This is a genomic window from Rhodobacter sp. (genome assembly GCA_020637515.1).
Lineage (GTDB): Bacteria > Pseudomonadota > Alphaproteobacteria > Rhodobacterales > Rhodobacteraceae > Pararhodobacter.
Map to the genome: position 1 here is coordinate 818,644 of JACKKG010000001.1, position 17,598 is coordinate 836,241.

At 68.7% G+C, this 17,598-nt stretch carries 20 protein-coding genes; 9 read left to right on the plus strand and 11 right to left on the minus strand.

Features of this window, described 5'->3' with window-relative positions; genetic code table 11:
- Positions 1–127: 127 nt before the first annotated feature.
- Entirely contained in the window at positions 128–1,426 is a 1,299-nt protein-coding gene (locus H6900_03920; protein ID MCC0072420.1) for a SpoIIE family protein phosphatase, read from the plus strand.
- Here the strand turns inward: H6900_03920 and H6900_03925 are convergent.
- The 8 genes from H6900_03925 to H6900_03960 form a co-directional block, all read right to left on the minus strand.
- Positions 1,386–1,877 (minus strand): hypothetical protein, encoded by a 492-nt coding sequence (locus H6900_03925; protein ID MCC0072421.1) that lies wholly within the window; start codon positions 1,875–1,877, stop codon positions 1,386–1,388. The genes H6900_03920 and H6900_03925 overlap by 41 nt on opposite strands.
- A 269-nt stretch (positions 1,878–2,146) precedes the next feature.
- Positions 2,147–3,355 (minus strand): class I SAM-dependent RNA methyltransferase, encoded by a 1,209-nt coding sequence (locus H6900_03930; protein ID MCC0072422.1) that lies wholly within the window; start codon positions 3,353–3,355, stop codon positions 2,147–2,149.
- 40 nt (positions 3,356–3,395) lie between these two features.
- Positions 3,396–3,815, minus strand: a complete 420-nt coding sequence (locus tag H6900_03935; GenBank protein MCC0072423.1) for a glyoxalase — start codon at positions 3,813–3,815, stop codon at positions 3,396–3,398.
- A 1-nt stretch (position 3,816) separates the two neighbouring features.
- Entirely contained in the window at positions 3,817–5,652 is a 1,836-nt protein-coding gene (locus tag H6900_03940) for an ABC transporter ATP-binding protein (protein MCC0072424.1), read from the minus strand.
- A 1-nt stretch (position 5,653) separates the two neighbouring features.
- Positions 5,654–7,537 carry an ABC transporter ATP-binding protein gene (locus H6900_03945; GenBank protein ID MCC0072425.1) on the minus strand — a complete coding sequence of 628 codons (1,884 nt, stop codon included), beginning with the start codon at positions 7,535–7,537 and terminating at the stop codon, positions 5,654–5,656.
- Positions 7,538–7,544: 7 nt separating this feature from the next.
- Positions 7,545–8,696, minus strand: coding sequence for a CCA tRNA nucleotidyltransferase (locus H6900_03950; protein MCC0072426.1), 1,152 nt, complete (start codon positions 8,694–8,696; stop codon positions 7,545–7,547).
- A gap of 10 nt (positions 8,697–8,706) precedes the next feature.
- Positions 8,707–9,306, minus strand: coding sequence for a CoA pyrophosphatase (locus H6900_03955; GenBank protein MCC0072427.1), 600 nt, complete (start codon positions 9,304–9,306; stop codon positions 8,707–8,709).
- Positions 9,290–10,279, minus strand: a complete 990-nt coding sequence (locus H6900_03960) for an Hsp33 family molecular chaperone HslO (GenBank protein MCC0072428.1) — start codon at positions 10,277–10,279, stop codon at positions 9,290–9,292. The genes H6900_03955 and H6900_03960 overlap by 17 nt, the downstream gene beginning before the upstream one ends.
- Positions 10,280–10,395: 116 nt before the next feature.
- Here H6900_03960 and H6900_03965 point away from each other — a divergent pair, with 116 nt between their 5' ends.
- Complete coding sequence (locus tag H6900_03965; GenBank protein ID MCC0072429.1) at positions 10,396–10,842, plus strand: NUDIX hydrolase; 447 nt, start codon at positions 10,396–10,398, stop codon at positions 10,840–10,842.
- Positions 10,839–11,327, plus strand: a complete 489-nt coding sequence (locus H6900_03970; protein ID MCC0072430.1) for a L,D-transpeptidase family protein — start codon at positions 10,839–10,841, stop codon at positions 11,325–11,327. Before H6900_03965 ends, H6900_03970 begins: the two co-directional genes overlap by 4 nt.
- Positions 11,328–11,359: 32 nt before the next feature.
- On the opposite strand, the gene H6900_03975 is transcribed toward H6900_03970, so the two are convergent.
- The gene (locus H6900_03975; protein ID MCC0072431.1) at positions 11,360–11,974 is read right to left on the minus strand and encodes a CAP domain-containing protein; all 615 of its coding nucleotides are present in this window, start codon (positions 11,972–11,974) and stop codon (positions 11,360–11,362) included.
- Between the two features lie 150 nt (positions 11,975–12,124).
- Here H6900_03975 and H6900_03980 point away from each other — a divergent pair, with 150 nt between their 5' ends.
- Positions 12,125–12,763: a L,D-transpeptidase gene (locus tag H6900_03980; protein MCC0072432.1), complete on the plus strand. Its 639-nt coding sequence runs from the start codon at positions 12,125–12,127 to the stop codon at positions 12,761–12,763.
- 148 nt (positions 12,764–12,911) lie between these two features.
- Positions 12,912–13,088: a hypothetical protein gene (locus H6900_03985; protein MCC0072433.1), complete on the plus strand. Its 177-nt coding sequence runs from the start codon at positions 12,912–12,914 to the stop codon at positions 13,086–13,088.
- Positions 13,089–13,169: 81 nt separating this feature from the next.
- Here the strand turns inward: H6900_03985 and H6900_03990 are convergent, their stop codons facing one another.
- Both H6900_03990 and H6900_03995 read right to left on the minus strand, forming a co-directional pair.
- The gene (locus H6900_03990; protein MCC0072434.1) at positions 13,170–14,234 is read right to left on the minus strand and encodes a ferrochelatase; all 1,065 of its coding nucleotides are present in this window, start codon (positions 14,232–14,234) and stop codon (positions 13,170–13,172) included.
- 51 nt (positions 14,235–14,285) lie between these two features.
- Positions 14,286–15,146, minus strand: a complete 861-nt coding sequence (locus H6900_03995) for a methyltransferase domain-containing protein (protein ID MCC0072435.1) — start codon at positions 15,144–15,146, stop codon at positions 14,286–14,288.
- On the opposite strand from H6900_03995, the gene H6900_04000 reads away from it, so the two are divergent.
- From H6900_04000 to H6900_04015, 4 genes are all read left to right on the plus strand, one after another.
- Positions 15,145–15,915 (plus strand): ComF family protein, encoded by a 771-nt coding sequence (locus H6900_04000; GenBank protein MCC0072436.1) that lies wholly within the window; start codon positions 15,145–15,147, stop codon positions 15,913–15,915. The genes H6900_03995 and H6900_04000 overlap by 2 nt on opposite strands.
- A 74-nt stretch (positions 15,916–15,989) precedes the next feature.
- The gene (gene grxC / locus H6900_04005; protein ID MCC0072437.1) at positions 15,990–16,247 is read left to right on the plus strand and encodes a glutaredoxin 3; all 258 of its coding nucleotides are present in this window, start codon (positions 15,990–15,992) and stop codon (positions 16,245–16,247) included.
- A gap of 4 nt (positions 16,248–16,251) precedes the next feature.
- Positions 16,252–17,097 carry a carbon-nitrogen hydrolase family protein gene (locus tag H6900_04010; GenBank protein MCC0072438.1) on the plus strand — a complete coding sequence of 282 codons (846 nt, stop codon included), beginning with the start codon at positions 16,252–16,254 and terminating at the stop codon, positions 17,095–17,097.
- Positions 17,094–17,534: a MarR family transcriptional regulator gene (locus tag H6900_04015; GenBank protein ID MCC0072439.1), complete on the plus strand. Its 441-nt coding sequence runs from the start codon at positions 17,094–17,096 to the stop codon at positions 17,532–17,534. Before H6900_04010 ends, H6900_04015 begins: the two co-directional genes overlap by 4 nt.
- Positions 17,535–17,598: the final 64 nt, after the last annotated feature.

Sequence of the window (17,598 nt, forward strand, 5' to 3'; positions counted from 1 at the left end):
CGTTCCTTTCGTCCCTCGCAGAGTGACGCGCAACCTCTGAGTGAAATCTTAACGTGAAAAAACAACTGAAAACAATTGTATGTTTCAGGAGTTGTTAAAACGGCTGCGTCACAACCGGGCTGAGTTCATGAAAAGGTGTGTCGTGTCATCGTTGCAACCCAGCGCCGCAAGCCCCCCTCATCCACCGTCCTTCGCGGCGGAGGACGCCATTCGCCATGTCCTGATCGTGGATGATTCGCGCGCGCAGCGGATGCTGGTCGAAGCCGGCCTGCGCGGCCACGGGTTCACCGTGCATCACGCGGCCTCGGGGGCTGAGGCGCTCGCCCTTTGCACCCGGATCGAGGTGGATCTGGTGCTGTCCGACTGGATGATGCCGGGCATGACCGGGGTCGATTTCTGCCGCGCGCTGCGGGCCCGGCCCAGCGACCGCTATATCTATTTCATCCTGCTGACCTCGAAATCCGACAAGGCCGCCGTGGCCGAAGGGCTGGATGTCGGCGCCGACGATTTCCTGGCCAAGCCGCTCGATCCCGGCGAATTGCGCGCGCGGGTGAACGCCGGGGCGCGGGTGCTGGCCATGGAACGCGCGCTCAGGGGCAGCAACCTGCTGCTCAGCGATGCACTGGCAAAGTTGCAGACGCTCTACGATTCGCTCGATCGCGATCTGGTCGAGGCGCGCAATCTGCAACAATCGCTGCTGCGCGAACGCCATCATCGCACGGCCGAGGGGCGGGTCAGCCTGCTGCTGCGCCCCTCGGGGCCGGTGGGCGGCGACATGGTGGGTTTCTTCGACATCGGCGCGCGGCAGACCGGGCTCTATGCGTTCGATGTGTCGGGCCATGGCGTGACCTCGGCGCTGATGACCGCCCGGCTGTCGGGCCTGCTGACCGGCGCCTCGGCGGATCACAACATCGCCATCTCGGTCGGGCCGGCCGGCCCGGTCGGGCACCCGCCTGAGCAGGTGGCGGCGGCCATGAACCGCCTCATGTTGTCCGAAATCCAGACGGAACGCTACGTGACCCTCGCCTATGCCGAGATCGACCGCCTGAGCGGGGTGGTCCGCATGGTGCAGGCCGGGCATCCGCACCCGATGATCCAGCACGCCTCGGGGCGGGTCAGCCTGCTGGGGTCGGGCGGCCTTCCGGTCGGTCTGCTGGAGGGGGCGGAATACAGCGGGTTCCAGACGCGGCTGCACCCGGGCGAGCGGCTGCTTCTGGTGTCGGACGGGGTTACCGAATGCCCCGATCCCAGCGGCGAGGAACTGGGGCATGAGGGGCTGGAACGCATCCTGCGCAACCTGTCCGACCTGCATGACACCGCGCTTCTGGATGCGCTGATGTGGGAACTGGCGCGCTGGCACGGGTCCGAGGACTTTCCCGATGACGTCAGTTGCGCGCTGTTCGAATACGACGGTCCAGCGGGGTGAAACAGGCGCAACCCAGCGCCCGGCGAAACGCCGCCGCGTCGGTATCCGGTCGCAGGAGACAGGCCTGCAAGGCGCCGTTCGTCAGGCGCACCGCCAGCAGCGCCGTCCGTATGGCGGTGGCCAGGATGATCGCGGGTCCGGCCCCGCAATCGCGCGGCCCGCCCGGGATTTGGGGCGCTGGCCGGTGGTGGCTCGTCACACCGGCCAGCGCGGCCCCGGGGACCAGACGCTGATCCAGGAGCCGCCGGATCACCAGCCCCCGCCGCAGGGGTGTGCGGTTCGCCACAGCGATCTCGGCGGTGCCCTCGCCATCCAGATCGCCGAGACCCGCGACGGCCATCCAGCGCGAGGAAAGCGAGGCCGGGATCAGCCCGCAGGGGCCATGGACCGACCGCCGTGCGCCGTGCGTCAGGTCGCTTTCGACCACCACGGGCCCCGGACCGGCCGTCACCGGTCACCTCGGCCAGGCGCACCATGCTGTCCACGGACACGCGGGTGCGGGGCAGGCGGATCTCGCGTGTCGAGCCCTCGCCCGGAACCCGCGCCAGCGCGCCGTGATCGGCTACGTCCGGGCCCATTGGCTGATGTCCGTAACGCACCGTCGGTTCGATCGGCGTGGCGCGGGCGATACCCGGCACCGGCGCGGGGTCGCGGTCCGGCGCCTGCGCGGCCGCCAGCGACAAGGCGCAGGCGGTGGACAGCCCCGGCAGCCGGTGCGCCCTAGTTACGGTGGAACCGCGCGGCCAGTTCGACATGGGCTGACCAGCGGAACTGATCGACAACCTGCACCCAGTCCAGCCGATAGCCTGCGTTCACCAGCGTGCGGGCATCGCGGGCAAAGCTGACCGGGTTGCAACTGACGTGGGCGATCACCGGAACGGCGGCGTGGGCCAGCTCGGCCACCTGGGCCTCGGCGCCGGCGCGCGGAGGGTCGAGAACGACGGCCTGAAAGCGGGCCAGTTCGTCGGGCAACAGGGGGCGCCGGAACAGATCGCGGGCTTCGGTCGTGACCCGTTTCAGACCGGACGCGCCGCGCCAGCCGCGATCCAGCGCCGCCAGCATCGGCGCGGCCGCTTCGACGGCATGCACCTCGGCCGTTTCGGCCAGCGGCAAGGCAAAGGTGCCGCACCCGGCGAACAGGTCCAGCACCTGCCGCGCCGGGCCGACGGCCTCGCGCACCGCGTCCAGCAGCGCGGCCTCGCCCTGAGGGGTCGCTTGCAGAAAGGCGCCCGGCGGAGGCGAGACCCGGGCCCGGCCCATCGCCAGCACGGGGGGTTCCTCTTGCGCCAGGACCTCGCCGTTCCACGACAGCCGCGCCAGGCGGTGTTGGCCGGCGATCCGGGGCAGGGACAGGCGCAGGGCAGTATCCAGGGGCTTGCCCCCTTCGACCGCGATCTCGACACCCTGGAGGAACAGCGTGGCCGTAAGCCGCACCTCGGCCTTGCGCGAGCCGCCTTCGAGCACCAGCGCCTCCATGGCCGGCAGCGCGGCCAAGAGCGCGGGGTCCAGCAGGCGGCAGTCGGGCACCGGCGTCACCGTGTCCGAGGCGCGCCCGTGGAACCCCACCAGGGCGCCCGATTTCAACCGCCGCCCCGTCAGCGTCGCCCGCCGCCGCGAACCGGGCGGCGAGGTCAGGACCGGCCGCAACGGCGCGTCCAACCCCTGCGCGATCAGGGCCTGCCGGACGACGCCCAGCTTCCAGTCCGCGACGAACCCGTCCGAGGCGTGCATCAGCGCGCAGCCGCCGCAAGCCTTGTAATGGCGGCACGGCGCGGCGACGCGCTGCGGCGAGGGCGTCACGATCCTGGGTTGCGCGACACGGCCCTCGACCGCCGTGCCCTCGACCGTCTCGCCAGGCAGGACGCGGGCAAAGACCAGGCCGTCGCCGACCCCCTCGGCGCGCAGGGTGAGACGCTCGATAACCGTCATGCGGCCCCCCTTTGGGCGTGACAGATGGCCCGCGCCGACATCAGCCGGGCACCGCGGGCGAAAAGGCGTAGCCCTCGGGCGTCAGGATCGTCGCCTCGCGCAGACCGTGCGGCTTTGTGGCCGGAGGTTCGATCACCACGCCGCCAAGGTCGTTGGCCCGCGCGACCGCTGCGTCCGGGTCGATTCCGAACAGGTAGAACTGCGCGCCGGCGCCGCGCGGCGGGCTTTCGGGCACAATGCCCAGCAAGGGATGCGCACCAAAGGTGCCGTCCGCGTGCAGCTGGATCAGAACCGCGCCATGGCGGATCAGCGCGAAATCGTTGCTGAGCCGGTGCACACCCAGCCCGAACACGCCGGCCAGGAACGCCGCCATCGCGCGAACGTCGCGGCACAGCAGATTCACCCCCAGCCCGGTCAGGCTGCGGCCGAAATCGGCGGCATTCACGGTTTCCAGATCCATCTCAGGCGACCTCGTCTTCGTCCACACCCAGGAACCCGCCCGACTGACGGGCCCAGAAGCGCGCGTAACGGCCCCCCTGCGCCAGCAGCGCGTCATGGGTGCCTTCCTCGACGATCCGGCCGGCGTCAAGCACGATGATGCGGTCCATGCGGGCGATGGTGGACAGCCGGTGCGCGATCGCCAGCACGGTCTTGCCCGCCATCACCTGGCCCAGCGCCTTCTGGATCTGCGCCTCGACCTCGCTGTCCAGGGCCGAGGTCGCCTCGTCCAGCACCAGGATCGGCGCGTCCTTCAGAAAGGCCCGGGCCAGCGCGATCCGCTGCCGCTGCCCGCCCGACAGCCGCACGCCGCGTTCGCCAAGCTGCGCGTCATACCCGATGCGCCCGGCGGAATCGCGCAGGTCCAGGATGAATTCGTGGGCCTCGGCGGCCTCGGCGGCGGCGACCAGGTCGGCGTCGGTCGCGTCGGGCCGCCCATAGCGGATGTTGTCGCGGGCCGAACGGTTGAACATCGCCGTGTCCTGCGTGACCATGCCGATCTGCCGTCGCAGGCTTTCCTGCGTGACGCTGCGCACGTCGATCCCGTCGATCCTGACCGCGCCCTTTTCGGTATCGTAGAGCCGCAGCAGCAGCGCCACCAGCGTCGATTTCCCCGCACCCGAGGCGCCGACGATGCCGATCCGTTCGCCCGGGTGGATCGTCAGGTTCAGCCCGTCCACACCGCCCGTGCGCCGGCCATAGGCAAAGGTGACGTCATCGAACCGGATCTCGCCCTTGACCGGGGGCAGGTCGCGCGCGCCCTGGGTGTCGCTCAGCGCATGTGGGGCGGACAGGGTGCGCATCCCGTCCTCGACCTCGCCGACGTTGCCGTAGATGCCCATCAAGGTGAAACTGACCCAGCCAGTCATCTGCGCCAGGCGGATCGCCACGGTGCCCGCCGCAACGATGGCCCCGGTCGTGGTCTGACCGAGCGTCCACAGCCACAGCGTGCCGCCGACCAGCAGCACCGGCAGCAGACCCGCGATCAGCATCAACGCGATGCGGAAGCTGGCCGAGACCCGACCATAGGACAGCACGCGCTCACGGTAACCCTGCATCGCGTTCAGGGCATTGCGATCCTCGTGCCGGGCATGGGCGAACAGCTTGACGGTGCGGATGTTGGTGATCGTATCCACGACATGGCCCGTCACCATCGCCCGCGCGCCCGCCCGTGCGGCGGCGCGTTTGCGGATATGCGGCATGAACGCGCGGATCAGCGCCAGGTAGCAGGCCGACCAGATCACCAGCACCAGGCCCAGCCGCCAGTCGATGGACCCCACCAGGGCCGCCGATCCGATCAGCGACGACAGCGCGAAGGCGACGGTGTTGATGCTTTCGGCCACGACCTCGGTCAGGGCGCGCGCGGTCTGGATCTGCTTTTGCGCGATCCGGCCGGCAAAGTCGTTGTCGAAAAAGCCGATGTCCTGCCCCATGGTGAACCGGTTCAGCCGCGACAGCACCAGGGGTTCCACGTTCGGCGCGATGGTCAGGAAATTCGCCGCGCTGTTCAGGCCAAAGGCCAGCGGCCTGAGCAGCAGGAAAAACGCGGCAAAGGCCAGCAGCATGACCCAGTTGTCGGCAAAGAAGGTGGCGATCTGCCCACCCGTCGCCGCATCGACCACCATGCCCATGACCAGCGCCGACATCACCTCGGTCACGCCGCCCAGGGCCGAGATCCCGGTGGAGATCCAGATGCCCGGCCAGGCGCCGCTCAGCGCCCAGCGGATGAAGGCCCCCAGCCGGCCGGGGGGTGGCCCTTCGGCCGGATGGAACGGGTGGATCAGGGTCGATAGGGGCATGTCAGTCCGTCGTATCCTCGGTTCCGATGAAGCCGCCCGACTGGCGCGCCCAGAACTGGGCGTAGAGCCCGCCCTGCGCCAGCAGTTCGGTATGGGTGCCGTCCTCGACGATACGGCCGTCGTCCAGCACCACGATGCGGTCCATCCGGGCGATGGTGGACAGCCGGTGCGCGATGGCGATCACCGTCTTGCCCTCCATCACGCCGTAAAGCGTATCCTGAATGGCCGCCTCGACCTCGCTGTCCAGGGCCGAGGTCGCCTCGTCCAGCACCAGGATCGGCGCGTCCTTCAGGATCACGCGGGCGATGGCGATACGCTGGCGCTGGCCGCCCGACAGTTTCACGCCGCGTTCGCCCACCCGCGCGTCATAGCCCCGCCGGCCCTGGGCGTCGCTCAAGGCCGCGATGAAATCCACGGCCTCGGCGCGTCCGGCGGCCTCGATCATCTGCGCCTCGGTCGCGCCGGGGCGGCCGTAGAGGATGTTTTCGCGCACCGACCGATGCAGCAACGAGGTGTCCTGCTGCACCATGCCGATCTGCGCGCGCAGGCTGTCCTGCGTCACTTGCGCGATGTCCTGCCCGTCGATCAGGATGCGCCCGGCCTCGGTGTCGTAGAACCGCAAGAGCAGTTTGACCAGGGTTGACTTGCCCGAGCCCGAGCGCCCGATCAGGCCAATTTTTTCGCCCGGGCGAATCGCCAGGCTCAGGTCCTGCAACCCGCCCGATCCGCGCCCGTAATGGTGGCTGACGGATTCGATGTCGATTCGGCCCTGGCGAAAGTCCAGCGGCTTTGCGCCGGGGGCGTCGGTCAGGGTGATCGGCTGGGCGATGGTTTCCATCCCCTCGGCCACCACGCCGAGGTTGCGAAAGAACGAGCTGACCGCCCACATGATCCAACCCGTCATCGCGTTGAGCCTGAGCACCAGCGCCGAGGCCGCCGCGACGACGCCGACGCTGGCCGCATCGCCGGACCACAGCCAGATCGCCCAGCCCACCACGGCGACGATCAGAAAACCGTTCAGCGCGACCAGGCACAGGTCCATGACCGTGAAGATGCGCATCTCTTTCTGAAAGGTGACGCGCGCGTGCTCGATAGCTTCGCGCGCGTGCTCGTTCTCCAGGTCCTGCTGGGCGAACAGCTTGACGGAATGGATATTGGTATAGGCGTCGATCACCCGCGCCGTGACCGCACTGCGGGCGTCCGAGGCGGCCTTGGACGCCGGTCCGACGTTGCGGATCGTCCAGCGCACCAGCAACCCGTAAAGCGCCAGCCACAGCAAGAGCGGCAGCACCAGCCGGGCATCGGCCCCCGCCAGCAGCACGGCGGCGCCCGCGATATACGCGATGGAAAAGCTGAGCGCGTCAAAGATCTGGAACACCGCCTCGCCGGCCGCCGGCGGGGTCTGCATGATGCGGTTGGCGATGCGCCCGGCAAAATCGTTCTCGAACCAGCCGACCGACTGGCGCAGCACATGGCGATGCGCGCGCCAGCGGATCAGGGTGCCGAAATTGGGCAGGATCGCGTTGTTGATCAGCCCCACGTCCAGCACCTGCAACAGCGGGCGGATCAGCAGCAGGAAGACGGCGACCGCCAGCAATTCCCAACCATGCGCGGCCCAGAACCCCTGCACGCCGCTTGCGTCCAGCAGGTCCACGACCCGGCCCAGATACCACAGCAGCCAGATCTCGAAGAATGCGACGGTGATCGAGGCCAGCCCGGTCAGGACGAACACTTTGCGGAAGGGCCGGGCATAGGCGTTCAGGAACGGCCACAACCGCCGCGGGGGCGTGTCGTCCTGGGGATAGTCCACATAGGGATCGACAAGGGTTTCGAATACCTTGAACACGCGCAATTCCTTCACTTGTGAAGGCAATCTAGGCGTCATTCCGGGCTTAGGCCAGCCCCAGGAACGCCAACAGATCGCCGCGCGTCGGACGCAGGTCCTGGTCCAGCCAGTGGGCCTGGGCCCGAGCCAGTGCGCGGCCCAGGTCGGGGCCTTGCAGCACCGGCATCAGATCGGCGGGTTTCAGCGGAAAATCGGCGTGCGCGCCGCGCGCCACCTGCGCCTGCCAATCGGCGGCGGGCGGGGTTTCCAGCAGCGCCGCCCGCCCCAGCAGCGCGTCGCTGCCCAGCCTGAGGCCCAGCCGCCAGCCCAGCGCGGCGGCGGTGTCCATACCGCCGAAGGCGTCCCGGACACGGGTGAAATCGCGGGTTTCGGCCTTGGACAGGCGCAGCCCTGCAAGATCGCCGGTCAGCACCGCAAGCCGCCGGGTCCAGCCGCCCGGCTTGCCGTCTTCCAGATGCACCAGCACCGGCAGCGCCTGCGGCATCGCTCCGGGCAGGACATGCGCCAGCACGCCCGTGCGGTCCATCGCGGCGACGGCGGGTGCGGGATCGGCGGCGGCCAGCAGTTTCTTCAACTCGGCCGTGATCCGCTCACGCGAAAGCGTCTCCAGCATGGCGGAATGTTCGGCGCAGGCGGCCAGGGCGTCAGGGTCCAGCCCCTGCGCGGGGTCGCCATACTGGGCGTGAAAGCGAAAGAACCTGAGGATGCGCAGAAAGTCCTCGCGGATGCGGGCGTCGGGCGTGCCCACGAATCGAAGCCGCCGCGCGCGCAGGTCCGCCAGACCGCCCAGCGGATCGACCAGGGTGCCGTCGGCCTGCGCATAGAGCGCGTTCATGGTGAAATCGCGCCGCGCCGCGTCCTGATGCAGGCTGGCCCCGAACGAGACCCGGGCGTGCCGGCCAAAGGTCTCTGCATCGTGGCGAAAGGTGGTCACCTCGAACCCTTCGCCGTGGGCGACAACGGTGATCGTGCCATGCGCGAGCCCGGTCGGCACGGGCCTGAGCCCGGCCTTTTCCGCCAGGTCAGAGACGGTTTCGGGCAGGGCGTCGGTGGCGATGTCCACATCCGTCACCGGCACGCCCAGCAGCGCGTTGCGCACGCAGCCGCCCACCGCCAGCGCGTGATACCCGGCGCCCGTGAGCATCCCCAGCACGGCCTGCGTGCCCGGGTTCGCCAGCCAGCCGCCCGCGAGTTTCATGCCCGGCCCCTCATGCCACCCGCGCCGCCAGCGCCCTGAGCATCCGCGCCGTCGCGCCCCAGATGTAATAGGGCCCCCAGGGCACGGTGTAATAGCTGCGCCACTGGCCCAGCCATTGACGGCGCTGGATGGAATAGGCCGACACGTCCATCAGATGCGCCAGCGGCACCAGGAACGCTTCCTCGACCTCGCCGGCCTCGACCACGGGGGTATACGGTCCGGTCACATGACCCAGGATCGGCGTGACGCTGAAACCCGTGACGGTTTCATGCGGGGCCATCGCCCCCAGCACGGTGACCTGCGCCGGGTTCAGGCCGACCTCCTCGTGGGCCTCGCGCAGGGCGGCGGCCCGGGCGTCGGCGTCGGTGGGATCGACCTTGCCGCCCGGAAAGGCGATCTGCCCGGGGTGGTGTTTCAACCCCGAGGCACGCTTGGTCAGCAGCATCGACCAGCCGCCGGGCGTTTGCACCAGCGGCATCAGAACGGCGGCCGGACGCAGCACGCGCCCTTTGGGCCGGAACTGCGGCGAGAGGTCGAAATCGCTGGATTCCGGCCCCTCGCCTTTCAGCGCCGCGGCCAACCGCCCAAGCGTGTCAGGTCTTTGCAGCATCCTCGGCCTCGAACCCCACGGTTTTCGGGTCCAGCACATAATGCGCGCCGCAGAATTGGCAGTCGGCGGTCACCAGGCCGTCCTCGGTGGTCATGTGCGCGATGTCGCGGGCCGAATAGATCGACAGCGACTGGCGCACCTTGTCTTCCGAACAGGTGCAACCGAACTCGATGCGCTGGGCATCGAAGACGCGCGGCGCCTCCTCGTGGAACAGCCGCACCAGCAAATCGGTCGGCTGCACCGAAGGGCCGATCAGTTCCAGCTCTTCGACGGTGTCCAGCAGCACGTTCGCGCGGGTCCAGTTCTCGGCGTCCTCGCCTTGCACCAGATCGGCGGCCTTCAGCAGACCGCCCTCGCCGGTGGCCTCTTGCGCGTGGGGGCTGGCCTTGGGCATGTGCTGCACCATGACCCCGCCGGCGCGCCAATGCTCGGGCTTGCCGGGCATCTGCGACTTGCCAAAGGCGACGGCAAAGCGGGTCGGCAACTGCTCGGACTGGGCGAAATAGGCCTCGGCGCAGTCGGCCAGCGACTGACCGGCGATCGGCGTGACCCCCTGATAGGGCTGCATGTCCTGCCCCTGGTCGATGATGAGCGCCAGATACCCCTCGCCGATCTGGCTGAACGGGTCTTCGGTCAGGCTGAGCCGCTCGGCGTCATAACTGGCATAACCCCTGATGCGCGCGGGCGCGCCCTCGGATTCGGGGGCGTAGTAATCGGTCGCGATGAGCCGCGCCGGCCCCTTGCCGCGAATTTGCAGCGACAGCCGCCAGCGCAGTTTCAGCGTCTGGCCGATCATTGCCGTCAGCAGCACCGCCTCGGCGACCAAAGCCTCGATCGGATCGGGGTATCTGTGCTGCGCCAGAACAGAGTCCAGCACGCCATCGACACGCGCGACCCGGCCGCGGATGTCGGCCTTGTCCAGTTGGAACGGCAGGATGGTATCATCCCAGGCGATTTGCGCACCGAGGGTCATGGTGTAACCTTCACGTCAGGGCTTGGCTTTGAGGCCCTCATATAGGTAGCAAATGCAAAGGGCCAAGGGGCAAAGGCGATTCGCCCCCCGCAAGACCCGCAGGCAGAGGACAGGCAATGACCCCGCGTTATGGCGCCCCACCCGAAAGCGGCCGCCGCTATACCCGCCGCGCGGGGGCCTATGCCGTGCTTTGGCGCGACGGCGAGGTGCTGCTGACCCATCAGGACCAACCCTGGCCCGAATTTCAGCTTCCTGGCGGGGGCATCGACCCGGGCGAATCGCCCCTGCGCGCGCTGCACCGCGAGGTGCGCGAGGAAACCGGCTGGCGCATCGCCCGGCCGCGTCGGCTGGGGGTCTTTCGTCGGTTCACGCACATGCCCGAATACGATCTTTGGGCGGAAAAGCTGTGCACCGTCTATCTGGCCTATCCGGTGCGCCCCCTTGGGCCGCCGACCGAAGCTGGCCACAGCGCCCTCTGGATGGACCCGCACACCGCCGCCGATCTGCTGGGAAACCCCGGCGACGCGGCCTTTCTGAGGGGGGTGACGGCATGGCTTTCATGATCGCGCGGCGCAGTTTCGTGCTGCTGGCGCTGGCCGCCTGTTCGCGCGCGCCGCGGTTCCTGGACTACAACGGCCCCGAGGTGACGCAGATCCGCGTTTACAAGACCGAGCGCCGGATGGAATTGATGCACGACGCCGAGGTGCTGCGCAGCTACGACATCGGGCTGGGCTTTGCGCCCGCCGGGCACAAGCAACGCTATGGCGACGGTCGCACGCCCGAGGGCGAATACACCATCGACCGGCGCAACCCGCAAAGCCTGTATCACCTGTCGCTGGGGATCTCGTATCCGAACGAACAGGACCGCGCGCGCGCCGAGGCCGCCGGCGAAGACCCCGGCGGCGACATCTTCATCCATGGGCGCGGGCGCGGGAACCGGTTCGTGCGCGGCGACTGGACGGTCGGCTGCATCGCCGTCACCGATTCCGAGATCGAGGAAATCTATTCGATGGTGCAGACCGGCACGCCGATCGTGATCTATCCCTGAACCGGCCGCCCTGAACCGACCGCACGGCCGGCTCAGTTGTGGCCCGGCGGCATCGTGTCGGTGCGGTTCGGCCGCGTGTCGGCCAGGGGGGCCTGAACCTCGATCTGCTGGGCGGTGCGGGTGCCGTTATTGGCCGTCCCGGTGGTCAGGCACCACCACAGCTTTCCGTTCTGTTCCTGATACCAGGCAAAGCCCAGTTCGGTGGCGCGCGGGTCCAGGATGATCGCCCGGGTATCGTCTTGCGACAGCCAGGCGGTCAGGGTCTCCAGCTCGGTCTCATAGCTTTCCGAGATCGTCTCGCCCAGGAAATGACCGCTGTAGCCGACGCGCCGCACCCGGTCGATGGGCGAGGACCCGTCCGAACCGAAGTGCCAGGGCCGGCCCTGCACCGACATGTCCCGCGCCTGTGTCGCCGCGGCCGAGGTCAGGTCGAGGTTGTATTCGATCGGCCCCATGCCGCGCTGCTGGCGCACGGTGTTGATGGCGTCGCGCATCCGGGCCTGGATCTGCGGCACGTCGCGGTCGGTGATGCGGTAGATCACCGGCACCGGGCGGCCGTCCGGTCCCAGCCGCATCGGTGTCCCGGGGGCGGTGCAGGCGGCGACGGCAGCAACGGCAACGAGCGCGGGATAAGCGGGGCTGGGCATGAGGTTCCTGTGGGTTTCAAGCCTTTACCTCGTAGCGAATCGGGGCGCGGATTTCAAATGCAACTCGGCGTGATGGCCCCGGCTTGCGTTGCGACGGCGGCGATTTTGCCGTATAACAGCCAAAAAACATCGAGCGTCCGAGGCAGTCCCATGACATCCGATCCCTTCCGGCGGCTTTCCCGCCGCGGTTTTCTGGCGGGCAGCGCGGCGCTGGGCGGCACCGCGTTGAGCGCGCCGGCCCTGCTGGCGCAGACGGCCCCGACCGCCGCCCAGACCGCCGCGCTGGCCAATTCGACCGAGGTCGAGCAGGACATCCGCGAAACCACCGTGCGCAACATCGCCAGTTTCCGCACGCTGGAATGGCAAGACCATTTCCCCGACCTGCGCAAGGGTGCGATCCTGGCGGATACCGAAAGCCGCTGCGTGCATTTCTGGTCCGAGGATGGAAACACCTATCGGCTGTATCCTTCGTCCGTGCCGATGACCGACGACCTGACCCGCCGCGGCCGCACCGAGATCGTGCGCAAGGTGGTCGGCCCCGAATGGCGGCCCACGCCTTCGATGCGGGAACGCTATCCCGAATGGCCGGAATACGTCGGCCCCGGTCCGGACAATCCGCTGGGCACGCACGCGATGTATCTGGGCTGGCAATATTACCGCATCCACGGCACCCACGACACGCGCAAGATCGGGCGGCGGTCGTCGAGCGGGTGCATCGGTCTCTACAACGAACACATCGCCGAGCTTTTCGGCTTCGCACAAGTAGGCACGCAGGTGTTGCTAATTTGACGACATTGGGGCGAACTGCACGGAATCCCCACGAGCCCCGTTGCATTTCGGCCCGCAAACTGCTTTTCAAGGCGTTACGAGGTATCGTCTTGGGTGCACATCCCTGTCCTCAAAGAACAACAGGCGTGTGCGAATACTGGAGGTTGACATGAAGAAACTTGCTCTCGCTGGTCTGATGGCCGTCGTCGGCACCGCTGCTCTGGCTTCGGGCTACGTCGAACCGATGGTCGAGCCGGAAGTGGTTGTGGCTCACTCGTCGTCGTCGGTCGGCGGCGTCATCGTTCCGCTGCTGCTGCTGGTTCTGGTCGCCGCTCTGGCGAACTGATCCGCTTCACAGCGATCGAACCAAAGGGGTCAGGCCATGCCTGGCCCCTTTCGGTTTTTCGGGCCCCGCGAATCGCGCGGCCTAGCCCAGCCAGCCGCGCAGATTCTCGGCCACGATGGCAGCCAGCGCGTCCATATGCGCCGATTCGTCGTTCAGGCAGGGCACATAGGTGAACGATTCGCCGCCGGCGTGCTCGAACGCCTCGCGGATCTCGCCCTGGATTTCCTCGAGCGTTTCGATGCAATCGGCGGCAAAGGCCGGTGCGATCACGGCGATTCGCTTCACCCCCGATTCGGCCAGCCTGGCGACATGCTGAACCGTATAGGGCCGCAGCCATTCCTCGCGGCCGAACACCGACTGAAAGCTGGTGTGGATCGACTCGGCCCCCCAGCCCAGCCGCTCGCGCAGCAGGCGCGTCGTCTTCTGGCATTGGCAATGATAGGGGTCGCCCTCGCGCAGATAGCGCTGCGGCATCCCGTGATAGGACGCGACCAGAACCTCGGGCTTTTCCGCCGCCGCCGCATAGGCGCGCTCGACCGATTGCGCCAGCGCCTCGATATAGCGCGAATCATCGAAATAGGCGGGCACGGTGCGCGCGGCGGGCTGCCATTTCTGCCCCATCAGCGCGCGAAAGAACTGATCGTTCGCGGTGGCCGTCGTGGCCCCGGCGTATTGCGGATAGAGCGGGAAGAACAGGATCTTTTCGCACCCCTCGCGCACCATCCGGTCCACCACCGACCGGGTCGAGGGGTTGCCGTATCGCATGCAGAAGTCCACCTGCACCGCATCCCCGAACCGCGCCTGCATCCGCTCTGCCAGCGCCGCGGTCTGGGCCTTGGTGATCGTCATCAGCGGGCTTTCGCCCTTGTCGTGATTCCAGATGGATTTGTAGTTCGCGCCCGAGGTGAACGGCCGTTTGGTCAGGATGATCGCCTGCAACAGCGGCTGCCACTTCCACGCGGCGATGTCGATCACCCGCTTGTCGGACAGGAATTCGTTCAGATACCGGCGCATCGACCAATAGTCGTAATGGTCGGGCGTTCCCAGGTTGGCGATCAGCACGCCCACCTTGGCGCGCGCAACGGGGACGTGATCGGCGGGGGCATGGGCCAGGCGGCCGGTCCCGGGCTGGTCGAGGGTCGTCATCGGCTTCCTTTCGGGTGGCGTGGGATGCAGCTAGCGCAGCCGGCAGCGGCGTCAATCCCGTGAGGGACCGGGTGCGGCGAATGGCGCGGGTTCAAGCCCCGTTTCGGTGGTTCCCAGGGCCTCGGCCAGGCGATGGGCGGCGGATCCCGGCCGCAGGGGTTGCGGCTGCGTGTCGGCGGGCGCCCAGCCGGTCAGCACCAGCGTTTCCACGGTCGCGCCGATGCGGCCCTGCGCATCGGCGAAATTGTCGGCATAAAGCTGCGCCGCGCGGCCCAGCATGGCGCGCGGCATCGGCATGCGGTGCCGGGAGGCCAGCGCGTTCGTCTCGCCCATCGCGCGCAGATCGCGCACCAGATGCATGAGATCGCGGTAGAGGATCCGCCGGGTGAACCCGTCCGCCACCGGCAGGGCCAGCCCCGCGCGTTGCAGCAGGGCGCCCAGGTCGCGGATCTCGCCCATCGGCACCACGCGCGGCGACAGACCGCCCGTCACATCGCTTTCGGCCTGCGCCAGAACGGCGCGCAATTCGTGCAGGGTCTGCCCGCCGAACAGCACCCCCAGGAACAACCCGTCGGGTTTCAGCGCCCGGCGGGCCTGGATGATCTGGCCCAGCGGATCGTCGGCCCAGTGCAAGGCCAGCGCGTGCACCACCAGATCATGGGCGCCCTCGGCCAGGTCCAGCACCGGCGCGTCGGCAACGATCCGCGCGCCCGGCAGCCGCCCCTGCCAGACCTGCGCAAAAGGGGTCACAACGGCGGGTGCCGTAAACTGTCTGTTAACCTCGGTGAGTCTTTCCTGAACCTCGTCGGCGGCGTCTTCGTGCAGGAACAGCGCGGGGTCGCGCAGGGCGCGCGCGCGGTGCAGGGCCAGCGCGGCGCGGTCGGTCAGGGCAGGGGGATGCGTGGTGTTCATGGAACCTGTGTTCGGTGCGCTCGGCGGCGGTGTCAAGGGCGCGCGCCATGTGCTGACGCTGGGCGTCAACCTGCTGTATCCACCCGCGTGCCTGGCCTGCGACGCCCCCGTGACCGAGAACGGCGCGCTCTGCCCGTCGTGCTGGGCCGACACGCCGTTCAACACCGGGCTGTCGTGCGATCTCTGCGGTGCGCCGCTGGCCGGCGGCATCGAGGATGCGCCCGTGCGCTGCGACGATTGCCAGCATACCGCCCGCCCCTGGAGCCATGGCCGCGCCGCGCTGGTCTACGGGGCCACGGCCCGGGCCCTGGTCCTGGGCCTGAAACACGCCGACCGGCTGGAGATCGCCGCCCCGGCCGGCCAGTGGATGGCCCGCGCGGTGGCCCCGCTGATTCGCGCCGATACGCTGATCGCCCCGGTCCCGCTGCATCGCTTGCGGTTGTTCCGGCGGCGTTACAACCAATCCGCCCTGCTGGCCGCCGCGCTGGGCCGCGCGCTGCAAAGGCCGCATTGCCCGGACCTGTTGCGCCGCAACCGCGCCACCGACAGCCAGGACGGCCGCTCGCGCGAGGGCCGGTTCCAGAACCTGCGCGGCGCGATCGTCGCCAATCCGCCCCGCGCGGCACGGATCGAGGGGCGGCATATCCTGCTGGTCGATGACGTGATGACCTCGGGCGCGACGCTCGCCGCCGCGACCGAGGCCTGCTATCAGGCGGGCGCCGACGACGTGGACGTGGTGGTCCTGGCCCGGGTGACGCGCGGCGAATGAGCCTGCGGGCCGGTTAACGGTTCACAAGGCCATGATCGCGCATTACATCCGTTGCAGATGCGAAAGGACGCGCCATGCCACTTGTGGAAATCTACACCTCGCCCTTCTGTGGTTATTGCCACGCGGCCAAGCGGTTGCTGAAGGACAAGGGCGTCGCCTATACCGAGATCGACGTGATGCAGCACCCAGAGCGCAAGCCCGAGATGATCAACCGCGCCAACGGTGGCCGCACCGTGCCGCAGATCTTCATCGACGGGCAGCACATGGGGGGCTGCGACGATCTCTATGCGCTGGACCGCCGCGGCGGTCTCGACCCTTTGCTGAAAGGGTGAGCCGATGCGCGCGGGCCTGGTGCAACTGACCGTCGGCGACCTTCCGGTCGAGAACGTGGCCCCGGTGCGCGCGGCGGTGCGCGCGGCAATCGCGGGCGGCGCGGGCTTCGTGCTGACGCCTGAGTGCACGAACGGCATCTCGGCCGACCGCCAGCACCAGCACCGTGTCCTGACCGAGGAAGCCGCCGACCCGGTGCTTTCCATGCTGCGCAACGAGGCCGCGCGCGCCGGCGTCTGGGTGCTGGCGGGCTCGGTCATCGTCAAGACCGGTGACGCCACGGACGACCGCTTTGCCAACCGGTCGGTGCTGATCGGCCCGGATGGCGCCGTGGCTGCGCGCTACGACAAGATCCACCTGTTCGACGTGCAGGTGTCGGAAACCGAAACCTACCGCGAATCCGCCGGCATCCGGCCGGGTGACCGGGCGGTTCTGGCGCAGACACCCTTTGCCGCGCTGGGCATGACGATCTGCTACGACATCCGCTTTCCCCATCTCTACCGGGCCCTGGCGCAGGCCGGCGCGCAGGTGCTGACCGTGCCCGCCGCCTTCAGCCCGGTCACCGGCGCCGCGCATTGGGAAACGCTGCTGCGCGCCCGGGCGATCGAAACCGGCTGTTACGTCCTGGCGCCCGCACAGACCGGCACCCATCCCCAGACCACCGGACGCGTCCGCGCGACCCACGGCCACAGCCTGGCCGTGGCGCCCTGGGGCGAGGTGCTGGCGGACGCGGGCACGCAACCGGGCGTGGTCTATGCCGATCTCGACCTCGAGGCGGTGCGCAGCGCCCGCGCGCGGGTGCCGTCGCTGACGCACGACCGGCCCCATGCCCCGCCGGAACCCGCCGCATGAAACCGATCGACGACCTGGCGGTTGCCCTCTTTGCCGAACTGTTCATGGCCGATCAACTGGCCCGCGCCCGGCTGAGCCGGGTGCTGCCCCGGGGCATGGAATTGTCGCATTTCAGCGTGCTGAACCATCTGGCCCGCAAGCAGGAAGAGCGCACGCCCGCGCAACTGGCGAAGGCGTTCCACGTCACGCGCGGCGCCATGACCAACACCTTGTCCAAGCTGGAGATGGCCGGGCATGTCCATATCCGCCCCGATTGGGACGACGCGCGGCGCAAGTTCGTGTCGATCAGCCCCTCGGGCCGGCAGGCGCGCGACGCGGCGCTGCAATCCATCGCGCCGGTGATCGCGGGGCTGGCGCGCAAGGTCGGCATCGAAAAGGTCCGCGCCGCGCTGCCGGTTCTGCGCGAATTGCGGTCCGAACTGGAAAGCGACGAATGAGAGGCGGGCGCCCGGGCGCGCCCGGGCGCGGCGGGGGGCCAGCCCCCCGCACCCCCCGCCAAAG